Source organism: Bartonella sp. PS17NMGDW (genome assembly GCF_042193555.1).
Classification (GTDB): Bacteria; Pseudomonadota; Alphaproteobacteria; order Rhizobiales; family Rhizobiaceae; genus Bartonella; species Bartonella grahamii.
This window is the reverse complement of sequence record NZ_JBHILY010000010.1, coordinates 1-14,797: the sequence shown is the minus strand read 5'-3', so window position 1 is coordinate 14,797 and position 14,797 is coordinate 1. Positions and strand designations below refer to the sequence as shown.

Genomic DNA, 14,797 nt, shown 5'->3' with positions numbered 1-14,797 from the left:
TTTGGCTAAAGGTAAAAAAAACATAAATTATCTCTCTACATTCAAGGGGAAAAATTTTCCCAATAAGGAAGAAATCCTTTCCTTTATAAATGAGAATCCTAACCACTCAAGTAAACGAGAAATCGCCAAAGCTTTTAACTTAAAAGGCGATTCTCGTATTTGGCTTAGAGATATATTACGTGAGTTGAAGGATCAAAATCTTATATCTAAACAACACAAAAGAGCAATAAACAAAGGAAAATTACCCCCTGTTACTTTAGTAAAAATTAGCGGACGTGATAAAGATGGGAGTTTTATTGCACAACCTCTTGAATGGGAAGATTCTCCAAAGCCCAATATTGAAATACACTCTTTTCATCACATAAAAGGAAGTAGCATTGGTGTTGGAGATCATATTCTTGTAAAAGTTTTTCGAAATAAAAATTCTGAAAGCTCAAGCCCCCCTTATACGGGACGAATTATTCGTAAAATTGATATATCTCCCAAAAGCGCATTTGCTGTTGTAAGAAAATTTGAAAATAATCAATGGCGCCTTGATCCTATAGACCGCAAAACCAATGAACTCATTGTTGAAATGTCTCCAGAAATGAAGATTGTAGTCGGTGATCTCGTTGAAGTCGAAATTAAAAAAAATACTGGTTACGGATTAAAGAGCGCAAAAATAAAAAATGTTTTAGGGCATATTAAGAGTGAAAAAACACTCTCAATGATAGCACTTCTTTCGAAAGGAATTCCTTATATTTTTCCTGAAAGTGTTCTTGAGCAAGTCAAACATATCAAAGCTGCCAATATGGATAATCGTGAAGATTGGCGACAGTTACCATTTATTACAATTGATCCACCAGATGCAAAAGACCATGATGATGCAGTTTATGCAACCAAGGATAAGGACCCAGCAAATAATGATGGTTGGATTATTATTGTGGCCATTGCAGATGTTTCTTACTATATCAAAACAGGAAGCGCATTAGATAAAGAAGCTTTGAAACGCGGAAATTCTGTTTATTTTCCCGATACCGTTGTGCCAATGTTACCTGAGCGCCTTTCTCATGATTTATGTTCTCTGCGTGAAGGAAAAGAAAGACCAGCTTTAGCCGTTCGTATGATTTTTGATGCAAATGGTAATAAACGAAAACATAGTTTTCATCGTACTATGATTCGTGTAAGAGCCAAGCTTTCTTATCAAGAAGTACAATTGGCAATTGAAGGTAATATAAATGAAAAAACAGCCGCTCTTTTTGAGAGCATTTTGCAACCCTTATGGGAAGCCTATACATGCCTTAAAGCTGCGCGAAATCGTCGCCAACCACTAGAATTAGAAATTGCAGAAAAAAAGATTATTCTTGATCAAAATGGATGCATAAAAGATGTTGTGAGTGAAACACAATTAGAAGCGCATCGTTTAATTGAAGAGTTTATGATACAAGCCAATATTGCAGCTTCTGAAACATTAAAACAACATCACCAGCCCCTCATTTATCGTATTCATGAAAAACCTTCTCTTGCTAAGCAAGAAATACTTCGGAGCTTTCTTCAAAGTTTGGGGATACCACTCTCCCGCGGAAGCGAACTTACCTCAGCGCGCCTTAATAGCATTCTGGCAAAAATGACGAATACACCACAAAAAGAATTGATCAACCAAGTTATTCTGCGCTCACAATCTCAAGCTGAGTATAATCCCAAAAATATCGGCCACTTTGGTTTAAACCTACATAATTATACACATTTTACATCCCCTATCCGCCGTTATGCTGATCTTATTATTCATCGAGCACTCATTAAAACGCTGAAATTAGGAAATGATCAGTTAACAGATACACAAGAACAAAATCTCGCAGAAATTGCTACGCAAATTTCTTTATATGAACGCCGTGCAATGATGGCTGAAAGGGAAACTATTGATCGGCTTGTTGCTCACTATTTAACGAATAAAATCGGCCGTATTTTTACAGGTCGCATTTCCGGAGTTACAAAAGCAGGTCTTTTTATCTCACTTGATAAACTCAACACAGATGGTTTTGTCCATATTTCTACACTTAAAAATGATTATTATCATTTTGATGAAGCCCATCATGTTCTTGTAGGACAGCGTAGCCATAAAGGCTATCAGCTCAGTGATGTTGTAGAAGTAAAACTTATAACGGTACAACCTTTTGCTGGCGCTTTATGCTTTGAACTCTTAACAAAACCTCGTCCAATAAAATTTTCACCGACATCTTACCATAAAAACAAATTTAAAAAACAAAAGCATACTTTTTATGGGAGAAAAAATTAAGCTTCTTATCCTCCATTAAATAGAATATGAATAATAAAAGAATGAATAACTTCAAATTAAGAAATGACTTATATTATATAATATTTTTATTATTTTATGTGTACAATCTTCTTTCTTTAATATACAAGAGGATAAATTTTATTGCTATCTCTATAATAACCATATAGAAATCTTGCAGTTTTTTATACTCAAGAAATGAGAAAAACTGCAAAGAATAGTTTTGGCTCCCTTTCATTTCAGCTCATCTTTTTATTGTTTAAATAAACAAAAGTACCTTAAGCCATTCTCATGAAAAAAAAAGCTTTTAACTCTCAAAACAATTCTTTGCGTGCAATTATTGCAGCTATTGTAACTATTGGCACCGTTGGAACAGCATTGGGAATAGGAACACAACTTGTCTCTCTTCTTATGGCAGAGAAAGGTATTTCCAATAGTATGATCGGCTATAGTGGAACTGTTGGTGGATTTGCCACAATTGTTGCAGCTATTTTTACTTCTCGAATCGCCCTATGCTTAGGCATTTCTAAAACGATATTATTTATGATGGCCATAGGATCGTTAAGTTTTTTAGGATTCTATTTTTTCGAATCCATATGGGTTTGGTTCATTTTAAGGTTTATATTACATTTTACTATGACGGTTATGTTTATCCTGTCAGAGTTTTGGATCAACAGTTATGCTCCCCCTAAAAGACGTGGTTTGGTTCTTTCCATTTATGCTATTGTCCTAGGATTAGGGTTTGCGATAGGTCCAACGCTATTAGCAAAAGTGGGAACACAAGGATTTATTCCTTTTGCTGTTGGTTATAGTCTTATTATATTAGCTGCTATCCCAATTCTTGCCGCTTGGAAATTAAGTCCAGAATTTCAAAAAAGCCAATATACACCATTTTTTCGTTATCTTTTTCACGTTCCAAGCGCTATGATGGCAGTACTTGTTTACGGTGCTATTCAAATGGGCGCATTAACTCTTATTACACCCTTTAGTTTATCCATTGGTTATAATGAGAATGAAGCAGCACACTTTATGGCAGCCCTTGCGCTCGGAAATGTTTTCCTCTTAATTCCTATTAGCATTATAAGCGATTATGCCAAAGATCGACGCTATCCGCTGATAAGTTGCGCTATCTTAGGTTTTGTGGGAACTTTCATGGTACCATGGATCATTCAATATCCATGGATTCTAATGCTTGATCTGTTCCTTCTTGGTGGTGTATCAGCGAGCCTTTATACAATCGGTCTTGCACATCTAGGGGCACGTCTCAAGGGACAAGAACTTGCTGCTGCTAATTCTGCTTTTATTTTTTGCTATGGAATTGGTATGCTTATCGGGCCGACCGTTATCGGAAAATCCATGGATATCTTTAATCCTTTCGGTTTTTCAATAGCTATAGCTGTTTTTTTTAGTTTATATGTCACTTTGGTGTTTGTCCAACTTATAAGAAAATTAATCAGCTCTTGACTTTTTTGAGAACATCCGTAGTGTTGCTGGAAAATCTGATGACATCAAAAATAGGTTTTGATAGCAAGATAATATTTTTTCAGTATAAATAGGGTTCTTACATTATGGCTAAAGCAGCAACCATTAAGATCAAGCTTTTATCAACTGCAGATACCGGTTTTTTCTATGTAACAAAGAAAAACAGCCGTACAATGACAGATAAAATGAGCAAGCGTAAATATGATCCAGTTGTAAAAAAGCACGTTGAATTTAAAGAAACAAAAATTAAATAAATAGACTTATCATTGAATTGATAGATTTTATACTCCAAAAAGAATGTGGGGATATTGCTCTTCAAAATTATTTTTTGAGGGGTGTTTTTTGTTCCCTTAAGTTTAAAAAGTTTACTTTAAAATTTGTATGTTTTGTACGAATTTGGATAAGTTGATTTATTATTTAAGTTGCTTACATATATTCTACATGAGTATTGATTATTGTGCTATCTAACGAGATTTTTTCATTAAAACGAGACATTGTTTCGTCATATAAATGGAATTTTGGACGAATTATAAGCAATACTAAAATAGAGTGCGTTATAATAATGTTAGCAGTTTCTTGGTTTCATGAAAAAAAATTCTCATTTTAATCTAAGAAGTTTTAAAAAAATTACCGGTTTCAGTATTTTTGTCGCTGCTAGCTTTCTTATCGTTATGTCAATTTATTTTAAGCAGAACCAGCAGTTGCCTCAAAAAGAAAAAATTTTTTCTCAAAACTCTGTTAAAGGAAATGCACTAATCATTGATGGTGATTCTATCATGATTTCTTCAATTAGGATTCGACTTGCTGGAATTGATGCTCCTGAACTCCACCAATTTTGTGGAAAAAAGGAGAAACGCTACCCTTGTGGGCTTGAGGCAAAAAAATATTTAGAAAAACTAATAGAAAATCAAACTGTTACATGTCTCTGGCATAAAACAGACCAATACCGTCGTATCCTTGCAACATGTAAAACAAAACAAGTTAGCAATATCAACGCGACGCTTGTACATAATGGTTGGGCTGTAAGTTATTATGAATATCCCAAAGAAGAACAAGAAGCTAGAAGGAAAAAGAAAGGAATATGGGCATCAAGTTTTCAACGACCGCGAGAATGGCGCAAAGCAAATCCTCGCACAGAATAAGAAAAATATTTTTTAATTTCATTGACCAATGAAACGATGTGATAAAATTATTAAACTTGAAAAAAAAATCTATTCCTGTCGTGTTTGTATCCAACAACCACATTATTTTCCTCCTCTTCCTCACGAACCAAATCCCATCGTTTATTTATCCAATACGGCTTCGATTGCAATCGCAGGACAAGCACCGGGATTGCGTGTCCATGAAACTTCTATCCCTTTTAATGATCGCTCTGGCGAAAGGCTGCGTGATTGGCTGGGGGTAACGAAAGAAGAATTTTATAACAGATCTCTTTTTGCTATTGTTCCTATGGGATTTTGTTTTCCAGGTTATGACAAAAATAAAGCTGATTTACCACCGAGACGTGAATGTCGAGAAATATGGCATGAAAAGACATTTCAAGCGATGCCTCAAATAAAGCTTGTTCTTGCTATTGGCAGTTATGCGCAAAAATGGCATATTACGGAATTAAAACATAAAACTGTTTCAGCAACCGTTAGTGATTGGAGAAATATTCTTTCCATTCCCCAACCTCAAGGCTATAATGTTATGCCTTTGCCTCATCCATCATGGCGAAATACTTTTTGGTTACAGAAAAATCCATGGTTTAACGATGAGCTTATTGTATATCTGCGTCGTTTAGTGCGTAAATTTTTATAAATTAAAATATTGAGAAAAAATATGGATCGTCTTGACCGAAAAATTTTACATCTTTTGCAAGAAAATGCGACACTTTCTGTTGCTGATATTGCTAAAAAAGTGGGACTTTCGACCACTCCTTGTTGGCGTAGAATTCAAAAGCTTGAAGAAGATGGCGTCATTCAGCGTCGTGTTGCCGTTCTTTCTCCAGAAAAAGTGAATGCGCATGTCACTGTTTTTGTGTCTATTCGCACAAACACACATAGTCATGAATGGTTTAAGCGTTTTTCAAAAATTGTACAAGAATTCCGTGAAGTCATTGAATTTTATAGAATGAGTGGAGATATTGACTATTTATTGCGTGTTGTTGTGCCCAACATTGAAGCTTATGATCTTTTTTATAAAAAATTAATTTCTAAAATTGACATCCGTGATGTCTCATCTTCTTTCGCAATGGAACAGATTAAATATACAACGGAACTTCCACTTAATTATATTAAATTACATGACAAGACGCATGAACAAAATCCTTAAGAGTTTTTTATATCATCTCATTATCTTTTAGGCATTCAAACTTTTTTGTTAAAAAATCATCATTTGTGCATGTGTTAAAACAGCAGCTTTGACAATACCAGCTGCTATAGCTGCTCCTGTCCCTTCACCAAGACTCATCCCAAAATCCAGAAGTGGTTCTTTGCCAATTTTGTTTAAAAGTTTACGATGAGCTTTCTCAGAAGAAACATGTCCAACAAGGGTATGATCAAGAGCTTTTGGATGCATTTTATAAAGGACCGCTGCAGCTGCTGTTGCCACAAAACCATCTAAAATAACGGGTATTTTTTCTATTCTTGCTGCTAAAATAGCACCAACCATGGCAGCAATTTCACGTCCTCCTAAGCGACGCATTATCTCAAAAGGATCATTAAAATAATCCTTATGTAAAGAAATGGCTGTTTTAACCGCTGCAATTTTACGTTGATAAAAATCATCGTCTAATTCCATACCATTTTCTGTCCATTCTTCCACTTCTCCTCCAAACAATGCTAAGCATAAAGCTGAAGCTATTGTGGTGTTTCCAATGCCCATTTCTCCAATACATAAAAGATCTGTTCCACCCGCAATGGATTCCATTCCAAATGCCATTGTAGCAGCCGCACTCCGCTCATCCATTGCGGCATCCTTCGTAATATTCATTGTTGGATATTCCAATGCTAAATCAAAAATTTTTAATCCAAGATCATAAGCAATACAAATTTGATTGATAGCAGCTCCACCCGATGCAAAATTTTGCACCATCTTTTGTGTCATAGATTGTGGAAATGGTGTAACATTTTCTTCTACTATACCATGGTTTCCAGAAAAAATAGCGACTAAAGGTCGCGTTACGATAGGTTTTTCTGTCCCCCTCCATCCCGCATACCAAACAGCAATATCCCCTAGTTTTCCCAATGTTCCTTGCTCTTTTATTAAGTTTTTTTGCCGTTTTTTTGCCAAAATTATAGAAAACTCATCAGCAACAGGTAAATTTGTAAGCAAAGCACGAAAATCATCAAATGGACTAGCGGTCATAAGGATACCTTTTAAAATCTACAATGTTTATGAAAATCACGTCATATATACAGGATATGAATAATTTATTGTTTTTTTAAACAGTGCTTTAAAAACATTAAATATTATGAAAGCAATGATTTCTATATTCTATTTTCTAATCAAATAGCAAACATGAAAGATTTAAAATATTATCAATATGTTATTACTATTTTTACAGTATGCTCTTAATCTATTTCTCTATTAAATAGGAGCAATTAACATGTTGTTTAATATATAAATTCTAACATTCCTTCTATAACAAAAGTTGCAAACTTTCAAAAACTTATAAAATCAAAAGGATCAAAATGATCATAAAGAAATCAAAACACAAAGGATCTCAACTTTAACATATGTTAATTGTCAGGCTGTTATTAAATGAGAGCACAAAAAGCTTCTTTTAAAATACATATACCTGCATTTGGTTTTGTCGCATCATTTGATAATATTTGCCTCCATCGACGTGCCCCACCCCGCCCATGAAATAAACCAATCATGTGACGAGTCACATGAGAAAGCCGCCCCCCCGATGCAATATGTCGAGCAGCATAATCACACATAACCTCAATAAGATCACTCTCACTCAGATTATTTTGCGCCTCATCATAGAGTTCAAAATCAATATGTTTTAACAAATCTGGATCATGATAAACTTGGCGACCAAGCATGACAGCATCACAGAAAGTTAAGTGTTCTTTGATCTCATCAATCGATTTAATTCCACCATTTATTCCAATGAATTTATGAGGATATTTACGTTTTAATCTATAAACCCTTTCATAATTAAGGGGCGGAATATTGCGATTTTCTTTCGGACTCAATCCTTGCAGCCATGCCTTGCGTGCATGTATCCAGAGCGCATCACATCCAGCATTCCAAACCTGATTAGCCAAAAGATCTAACGCCAACTCTTCATCTTGTTCGTCCACTCCAATCCGACATTTGACAGTTACTGGTATAGTAACTTCTCGTTTCATCGCTTCCACGGCATTTGCCACAATGTCTGGATGTAGCATCAAACAAGCCCCAAAGACACCTGCTTGAACACGATTTGATGGACAACCGACATTGAGATTTATTTCGTTGTAGCCAAAATCTTCAGCAATTCTTGCAGCTTCTGCTAACTTTTTTGGATCCGCCCCCCCTAATTGTAATGCAACTGGACATTCTTTATCGCTAAAAGCCAACAATTGTTCGCGAACACCATGAATGACAGCATCTGCTACCATCATTTCCGTATAAAGGAGTGCTTTTTTCGTTAAAAGACGATAAAAAAACCTGCAATGTCGGTCTGTCCAGTCCAACATTGGTGCTACTGCAAATTTTACAGGCGATGGAAGGTTGTAAAATGTCATGAGGGTATTACTCTCATATCCCTATAGCTCTCTCTTTATACATAGAAAAATACTTACTTTTAGTTTACGGAAAATTTTATTCTCTTATACTATCATGAGTATAATAACAGCCCATTATCTTCAATTGTTATAAAGGTTTACTACAATCAATCATGATAAAACACAATATGGCATTTCTCACAGATTACTGTTTAGGTATATAAACATGAAAAAAATTTTCACTATAATATAAAAAACTCATTTACAAGTTCTTCTTACGCTCATCAAGCCTCTATCCTTACATGATTTAGCACAGCGTTTAAGATAATAAACGATAAACTAAAACATTGTACAATTTTTCATAATAGATTTAATTTTCTTTAGATTTTTTTAAATTATTGTGCAAATAAACGCTACAGAAGATGCTTTTATCTTCTCCTCAAGAAAGAACAAAAATCCTTATTTTACACGCATATAATTATAAATCATTTTTTCTCAATGAGTAATTCTTGGTAACATTCTTGGATTTCACTTTATAAGATAGATAAATTTTATCCTAAATATTCTATCTAATTTGCCATTTTATGATTCTTGCAAAAAAAACTAAAATTAGGGTATAGACAATCATTGTCTTTTTAAAATGTATGACTGACACCAGTATTTCTTGAAGAAAATATTTTACAATATTGCAGATAAAATCTGTAAAATGAAATGATCATAAAGGTTATTCAGTCTCTTGTTGGCTTTGCATATAGGAAGAAAGAGTATCAACCTCTTGCTCATTAAATAGGAGACCAAGTTTTGAACGACGCCATAACACATCTTCACATACTTTAGCCCATTCTTTTTCCATCAACCATTTTACTTCTACTTCATAAAGCCCATGTCCAAAATTTTTTCCTCTATTTTCCTTACCATGTGCAAATATCACTAATGCTTCCGTACCATAGGAGCGTGCAAGTCTGCGATGTGTAAAAGCATCTAAATCTGGCATCAAAAGAGCAATCTTATTTTCGATTATATCTAATTGATTATAGGGAAAATCGCCCCCTGGAAGTACTGTCTTAGCCGTCCATGATGCTCCCTTTTTACCAAGCGCTTTTTCAACAAATTTCATCGCATCTTCAGCCAACTTACGATAAGTTGTAATCTTTCCACCATAAAGATTAAGAATCTTTGGTGTTGTTCCTGTTCCCATTTCTTTTAAAACATAATCGCGCGTAATTTCTTGTGCTTTTGAAGCTCCATCATCATAGAGTGGACGAACTCCAGAGTAAGACCAGACTATTGTTTCAGGCAACACTGGTTGTATGAAATATTCACTGGCTGCTGCACAAATGTAATCAATTTCTGTATCAGTAATATGAACGTCAGCCGGATCTCCTTGATAATTACAATCTGTTGTTCCAAGCAAGGTAAATTCTTCTTGATAGGGAATAGCAAATATAATACGCCCATCACCATTTTGAAAAATATAAGCACGATCATGAGTATAAAGCTTGGGAACCAAAATATGAGAACCTCTAACAAGTCGTACTGGTGGATGTTCGTTATAGTCTAATATGCTTGCCAAAACATGATCAATCCAAGGTCCTGTCATATTCGCGACATAAGAAGCTGTGACACTATATTTTTTGCTACTTAACTTGTCTTGAAGAACGATACGCCATTTATTGTCTTCTTTTTTTAAAGAGAGAACTTCTGTTCGTACTTTTATATCAGCGCCCCATTTTTCTGCATCACGAGCATTGCCAATAACTAAACGCGCATCATCTACTCTTGCATCAGAATATTCAAAACCTCTCTGATATTCTTTCTTCAGTGTAGAGCGAAATTTTTTTGAAAAATTAATTGTTTTACTGCGCCATAATTTCTGATTCCAATTCCCTAAATAATCATAAATAAAAAGTCCAAAACGCAACATCCAAGCAGGGCGCAATTCTTTATGATAAGGAAGAAGAAAACGCAAAGGACGCACAATATGTGGAGCCATACGTAAAATGATCTCGCGTTCTTTCAATGCTTCACGAACAAGCTTGAACTCATAATGTTCAAGATAACGAAGCCCGCCATGAATAAGCTTTGTTGACGCACTTGAGGTCCCAGATGCAAGATCGTTCATTTCAGCCAATCCCACTTTAAATCCGCGTCCTGCTGCATCCCTTGCCAATCCACACCCGTTTATCCCTCCCCCAATGATAAACAGTTCATAATGTGTTGTGGTTTTCATAATTTCACTTTTCATTATTTAAGTTTGTTTCTCAGTACTCAATAAAGCAATAGGAAAAAATAATACAAGGGTTCTTCATTGTATTATCAACGTACTTTTTCCTAAAATAAACACGCACAAAAAGCTTTTGATACCCTTATACATCAAAACAACATTTGACAAATTAAAGAGAATTTTTTTATCTTTTACAAAAAATATCCTTGCCAAGCCAAGGTTCATCATATGAAGTCTTTTTAGAGAAAAATTGATGTTTTTTCTCACTCTTAAATACACACTATAGCTAAATGCTTTATTGCACATAGATAACGCTTTTCATATAGTTCACTCAATGACACACTAGGAAATGTGAAGGTACACAGATGACTCATCACTCTCAAAATTCGAAAATAACACCTCTTTCAAAAATTTTAGTCCCAGTTATGTCGAGTATTTTAATCTTTTCACCTTCTTTATCAAACGCAACATCACACTCAAAAACAGAAAATCATTTAAGCTTAGAAAAGCTTAAAACACAACTTTTGGAAGATTCTAGCTTTTTATCTAAGCTTAAAGAAAAAATGATACCACATACTGATTCTCATCATATTCAACAAATTGTCAGAGAGTACCTTCTTACTCATCCAGAAATTCTGATTGAAATGCAGCTTATTCTTCAAAATAAGCTAGAAAAACAGAATGAATACGAAAACAAAATACAAACTTCTGTCATCCATTTATTAGAAAAAGAAATTTTTCATTCTCCTCATGACGCCATTTTGGGAAACCCAAATGGTAAAAAAGTGCTTGTCAATTTTTTTGATTACAACTGCGGGTATTGTAAAAGTTCCTATTCACATATAGAAGACTTGATAAAAGAATATCCAGATTTAAAGGTTATCATTAAGGATTTACCAATTTTAAGCTCTGATTCTATGGCAGCCCATACTGTTGCCTACGCATTTCGAAAACAATTTCCAGAGAAATATCCTCAGTTTCACAAAACGCTTTTAATGTATCAGGGTCGCGCAAATGAAGCTAAAGCTATTAAAGTAGCTGTTTCATTAGGAGCAGATGAAAAAAAACTACATAATGCAATAAAAGATCCCACTCTACAAAACGCTTTTAAAGAAAATATCCAAATTGCCTCTAAACTTCATATTACGGGAACACCTTCTTACATCATTGGTAATAAAATATTCATTGGCGCAGCCAGACAAGATACTCTAAAACAAGCGATAGACAATACACGGTGAATACCTAATTAGTTTTAGGAAGAATACTGTAAGTGAGGTAATTTTATGCTTTCTCTTTTTTGATAACAGGCTTATAAGTGCAATTTTGCGTAAAGCAGATACGAGTTTTAAATTGCAAAGTATAATGATTTAAAGGAAATAAAAATCTTTAAAGCCTCAAAAGATGTCATCCCTAATCTAGAGATATTCGGTCATAAAATGAGATAATGACGATCTTCATTGATCAAGGAGTTAGAAATAAAATGGCAACAAAAAAAATGGATTCGGCAAAAACCGCAATTGATACGAAAATTATTCGTGATCTTGCTGAAATTTTGAATGATACCAATTTAACGAACATTGAAGTTGAACAAGGGGAGCTTCGTATTTGTGTCTCACGCCAAAATACCTTAACTTCTTCTGAGCAAGCAATCTATGCTCCTGTTTCTACTCCTACTTTTTCTGTAACATCTTCTCCAGTCCCAACAACTGAATCTCCTATACAATCTATCCAAGAAGATAAATCAAAAAACACAATAACCTCTCCGATGGTTGGAACAGCTTATCTTGCACCTTCACCAGGTGCACAACCTTTTGTAGAAGTAGGACAAAATGTTTCTGAAGGAGAGACATTACTTATTATTGAAGCCATGAAAACAATGAATCAAATTTCATCACCACGCTCAGGCACGGTAACCACTGTTCTTGTCAAAGATGGCCAACCTGTTGAATTTGGTGAACCACTTATTATTGTTGAATAAAGCGAGGGGCAACCATGATTCGAAAAATCCTCATTGCTAATCGGGGAGAAATTGCTCTTCGCGTTTTACGTGCATGTAAAGAACTTGGCATAAAAACCGTGGCTGTTCACTCTACCGCTGATGCAGATGCAATGCATGTTCGTCTTGCTGACGAAAGTGTTTGTATTGGCCCTCCTCCCGCTCGCGATTCTTATTTGAGTATTCAGCAAATTATTGCTGCTTGTGAAATTACAGGAGCTGATGCTGTTCATCCAGGTTATGGCTTTCTTTCTGAAAATGCAAAATTTGCAGATGTTCTAGAAGCCCATGATATTACATTCATCGGTCCAACAGCTACTCATATCCGAATCATGGGCGATAAAATCGAAGCAAAGAAAACCGCCAAAAAACTTGGTATTCCTGTAGTTCCCGGTTCAGATGGAGCAGTCACTGAAGAATCTGATGCTTTACGCACCGCTCGTGAAATTGGTTATCCCGTTATTATCAAAGCTTCTGCCGGTGGTGGCGGACGTGGTATGAAAGTCGTTCATTCTGAACAAGAATTTTCTATAGCTCTCAAAACAACGCGTTCAGAAGCGAAAGCTGCTTTTGGTGATGACGCTGTTTACATAGAGAAATATTTAGAAAAACCCCGTCATATCGAAATTCAAGTCATAGGTGATGGTGCGGGAAATGCTATTCATTTAGGAGAACGCGATTGTTCACTGCAACGACGGCATCAAAAAGTATGGGAAGAAGCTACATCACCTGCACTTAGTGAAACTGAACGAAAAAAAATTGGTAGTATTGTTGCAAATGCCTGTGCCCAACTTGGATATCGTGGAGCTGGTACTATTGAATTTCTTTATGAAAATGGCGAATTTTATTTTATCGAAATGAATACGCGTTTACAAGTCGAACATCCTGTAACTGAAGCAATTACAGGTATAGATTTAGTCCATGAACAAATCCATATTGCATCAGGCTGCAAGCTTTCAGTGACACAAGATGATGTCTGTTTTTCTGGTCATGCCATTGAATGCCGTATTAATGCAGAAGATCCTATTAACTTTACGCCATCACCTGGAACCATTACACATTTTCATACACCTGGAGGTTTAGGGATTCGTGTTGATTCAGGTGCTTATTCAGGTTATCGTATTCCTCCTTATTATGATAGTATGATTGGAAAGCTGATTGTTCATGGACGTACCCGTTTAGAATGTATGATGCGTTTACGGCGTGCTTTAGATGAATTTGTGGTCGATGGGATAAAAACTACACTACCTCTTTTTCGCGATCTTATTAATAATCAAGATGTTGCTGATGGTAATTATAATATTCACTGGCTAGAAAAATACCTTTCTCATCAATCAAAGTCTTCAGATTCATAATTCAATAGCAAAATGGTGAATTCCTATAAAAGATTCTATAAGATATCAACATAAGGATAATTCCAACCTTGCTGTAAAGAGTGGTAAAATAGGAAATAAGTTGGTCATTTTTTTATTTGTTATATAGTTTTCTTTTAATATGTACAAAATTTGATAATTTTCTGTTTTCCTTTTTGTGAGTTTGTGCTAACTCCTACGTGGTTACGCCCTTATAGCTCAGTTGGTAGAGCACCTGATTTGTAATCAGGGGGTCGGGAGTTCGAGTCTCTCTGGGGGCACCATTTTACATCTTCAACATATTGAAATATATAGATTTTTTCTTTAAATAGCCATTTTCAGACCACCTTTTAGACCACCTTCTACAGTTTATATAATTTTACCTAATTTGTTCTTATTTGCTCCTTATTTTTCTTTGGAGTGAAGGCTAAGATCTCTTTTTTTCTCCATCTCACTGCTCTCCCTAGCTTATATGGCTCCGGAAACAACCCCTGAAGCACCCAATTGCGAATCGTTGTTGTGGATACACTAAAAAGCTGTGCACACTCACGTGTCGTTACATATCTATCTCCATCATCAAATATCATCTCATTACCTTTCTCTTTTTTATGTTAATTAAATGGGTGGGGGGCTGGAAGGCATGTGAAGCACTCCAACTTTTAAAAATCTGCAAGTTTATTTTTTAGATGTGTTCAATTTCATATTTCCAATCAGGCAATTGAGTAAGAGCTAATGCGAGTTGTCCTCTATGGCACATGCATACATTGGCTT

13 protein-coding genes and 1 tRNA gene are annotated in these 14,797 nt (G+C 35.2%); 10 read left to right on the top strand and 4 right to left on the bottom strand.

Translation table 11 applies throughout. The features are described from left to right. The first annotated feature begins 1 nt into the window (after nucleotide 1). The 6 genes from rnr to ACFIJK_RS06960 all read left to right on the top strand — a co-directional run bounded on the left by rnr (nucleotide 2) and on the right by ACFIJK_RS06960 (nucleotide 6,067). Nucleotides 2-2,275, top strand: a complete 2,274-nt coding sequence (rnr, locus tag ACFIJK_RS06985) for a ribonuclease R (protein ID WP_375625747.1) — start codon at nucleotides 2-4, stop codon at nucleotides 2,273-2,275. Between the two features lie 288 nt (nucleotides 2,276-2,563). Then, complete coding sequence (locus tag ACFIJK_RS06980; RefSeq protein WP_375627331.1) at nucleotides 2,564-3,736, top strand: MFS transporter; 1,173 nt, start codon at nucleotides 2,564-2,566, stop codon at nucleotides 3,734-3,736. Between the two features lie 104 nt (nucleotides 3,737-3,840). Further along, the gene (rpmG, locus tag ACFIJK_RS06975) at nucleotides 3,841-4,008 is read left to right on the top strand and encodes a 50S ribosomal protein L33 (RefSeq protein ID WP_004864083.1); all 168 of its coding nucleotides are present in this window, start codon (nucleotides 3,841-3,843) and stop codon (nucleotides 4,006-4,008) included. Nucleotides 4,009-4,338: 330 nt separating this feature from the next. Further along, nucleotides 4,339-4,896 carry a thermonuclease family protein gene (locus ACFIJK_RS06970; RefSeq protein ID WP_375627330.1) on the top strand — a complete coding sequence of 186 codons (558 nt, stop codon included), beginning with the start codon at nucleotides 4,339-4,341 and terminating at the stop codon, nucleotides 4,894-4,896. A gap of 28 nt (nucleotides 4,897-4,924) precedes the next feature. Then, a complete protein-coding gene (locus tag ACFIJK_RS06965) occupies nucleotides 4,925-5,554 on the top strand; it encodes a uracil-DNA glycosylase family protein (protein ID WP_375625742.1) in 630 nt (209 codons plus the stop codon). Nucleotides 5,555-5,575: 21 nt separating this feature from the next. Beyond that, on the top strand, nucleotides 5,576-6,067 hold the full coding sequence (locus ACFIJK_RS06960; protein ID WP_273722692.1) for an Lrp/AsnC family transcriptional regulator: 492 nt from the start codon (nucleotides 5,576-5,578) through the stop codon (nucleotides 6,065-6,067). A gap of 48 nt (nucleotides 6,068-6,115) precedes the next feature. On the opposite strand, the gene cobT is transcribed toward ACFIJK_RS06960, so the two are convergent. From cobT to glpD, 3 genes are all read right to left on the bottom strand, one after another. Continuing rightward, a complete protein-coding gene (cobT, locus tag ACFIJK_RS06955; protein ID WP_375625740.1) occupies nucleotides 6,116-7,102 on the bottom strand; it encodes a nicotinate-nucleotide--dimethylbenzimidazole phosphoribosyltransferase in 987 nt (328 codons plus the stop codon). A 392-nt stretch (nucleotides 7,103-7,494) separates the two neighbouring features. Beyond that, the gene (gene dusA / locus ACFIJK_RS06950) at nucleotides 7,495-8,475 is read right to left on the bottom strand and encodes a tRNA dihydrouridine(20/20a) synthase DusA (RefSeq protein ID WP_375627329.1); all 981 of its coding nucleotides are present in this window, start codon (nucleotides 8,473-8,475) and stop codon (nucleotides 7,495-7,497) included. Nucleotides 8,476-9,178: 703 nt separating this feature from the next. Then, the gene (gene glpD / locus ACFIJK_RS06945) at nucleotides 9,179-10,699 is read right to left on the bottom strand and encodes a glycerol-3-phosphate dehydrogenase (RefSeq protein ID WP_375625736.1); all 1,521 of its coding nucleotides are present in this window, start codon (nucleotides 10,697-10,699) and stop codon (nucleotides 9,179-9,181) included. A 344-nt stretch (nucleotides 10,700-11,043) separates the two neighbouring features. Between glpD and ACFIJK_RS06940 the strand changes: the two genes are divergently transcribed. The 4 genes from ACFIJK_RS06940 (at nucleotide 11,044) to ACFIJK_RS06925 (ending at nucleotide 14,310) form a co-directional block, all read left to right on the top strand. Further along, nucleotides 11,044-11,916 carry a DsbA family protein gene (locus tag ACFIJK_RS06940; RefSeq protein ID WP_375627328.1) on the top strand — a complete coding sequence of 291 codons (873 nt, stop codon included), beginning with the start codon at nucleotides 11,044-11,046 and terminating at the stop codon, nucleotides 11,914-11,916. 242 nt (nucleotides 11,917-12,158) lie between these two features. Continuing rightward, entirely contained in the window at nucleotides 12,159-12,656 is a 498-nt protein-coding gene (accB, locus tag ACFIJK_RS06935; RefSeq protein WP_273787930.1) for an acetyl-CoA carboxylase biotin carboxyl carrier protein, read from the top strand. Nucleotides 12,657-12,670: 14 nt separating this feature from the next. After that, entirely contained in the window at nucleotides 12,671-14,029 is a 1,359-nt protein-coding gene (accC, locus tag ACFIJK_RS06930; RefSeq protein ID WP_375625732.1) for an acetyl-CoA carboxylase biotin carboxylase subunit, read from the top strand. Between the two features lie 205 nt (nucleotides 14,030-14,234). Further along, nucleotides 14,235-14,310, top strand: a tRNA-Thr gene (locus ACFIJK_RS06925). A 99-nt stretch (nucleotides 14,311-14,409) separates the two neighbouring features. On the opposite strand, the gene ACFIJK_RS06920 is transcribed toward ACFIJK_RS06925, so the two are convergent. Then, entirely contained in the window at nucleotides 14,410-14,613 is a 204-nt protein-coding gene (locus tag ACFIJK_RS06920; RefSeq protein ID WP_005865986.1) for an AlpA family transcriptional regulator, read from the bottom strand. Nucleotides 14,614-14,797 lie beyond the last annotated feature (184 nt).

Bases quoted from the DNA above. Each gene is read 5' to 3' on its own strand.
- ACFIJK_RS06980 (WP_375627331.1), top strand. From the start codon at position 2,564: ATGAAAAAAAAAGCTTTTAACTCTCAAAACAATTCTTTGCGTGCAATT.
- rpmG (WP_004864083.1), top strand. From the start codon at position 3,841: ATGGCTAAAGCAGCAACCATTAAGATCAAGCTTTTATCAACTGCAGAT.
- ACFIJK_RS06970 (WP_375627330.1), top strand. From the start codon at position 4,339: ATGAAAAAAAATTCTCATTTTAATCTAAGAAGTTTTAAAAAAATTACC.
- ACFIJK_RS06965 (WP_375625742.1), top strand. From the start codon at position 4,925: ATGAAACGATGTGATAAAATTATTAAACTTGAAAAAAAAATCTATTCC.
- ACFIJK_RS06960 (WP_273722692.1), top strand. From the start codon at position 5,576: ATGGATCGTCTTGACCGAAAAATTTTACATCTTTTGCAAGAAAATGCG.
- cobT (WP_375625740.1), bottom strand. From the start codon at position 7,102: ATGACCGCTAGTCCATTTGATGATTTTCGTGCTTTGCTTACAAATTTA.
- dusA (WP_375627329.1), bottom strand. From the start codon at position 8,475: ATGACATTTTACAACCTTCCATCGCCTGTAAAATTTGCAGTAGCACCA.
- glpD (WP_375625736.1), bottom strand. From the start codon at position 10,699: ATGAAAAGTGAAATTATGAAAACCACAACACATTATGAACTGTTTATC.
- ACFIJK_RS06940 (WP_375627328.1), top strand. From the start codon at position 11,044: ATGACTCATCACTCTCAAAATTCGAAAATAACACCTCTTTCAAAAATT.
- accB (WP_273787930.1), top strand. From the start codon at position 12,159: ATGGCAACAAAAAAAATGGATTCGGCAAAAACCGCAATTGATACGAAA.
- accC (WP_375625732.1), top strand. From the start codon at position 12,671: ATGATTCGAAAAATCCTCATTGCTAATCGGGGAGAAATTGCTCTTCGC.
- ACFIJK_RS06920 (WP_005865986.1), bottom strand. From the start codon at position 14,613: ATGATATTTGATGATGGAGATAGATATGTAACGACACGTGAGTGTGCA.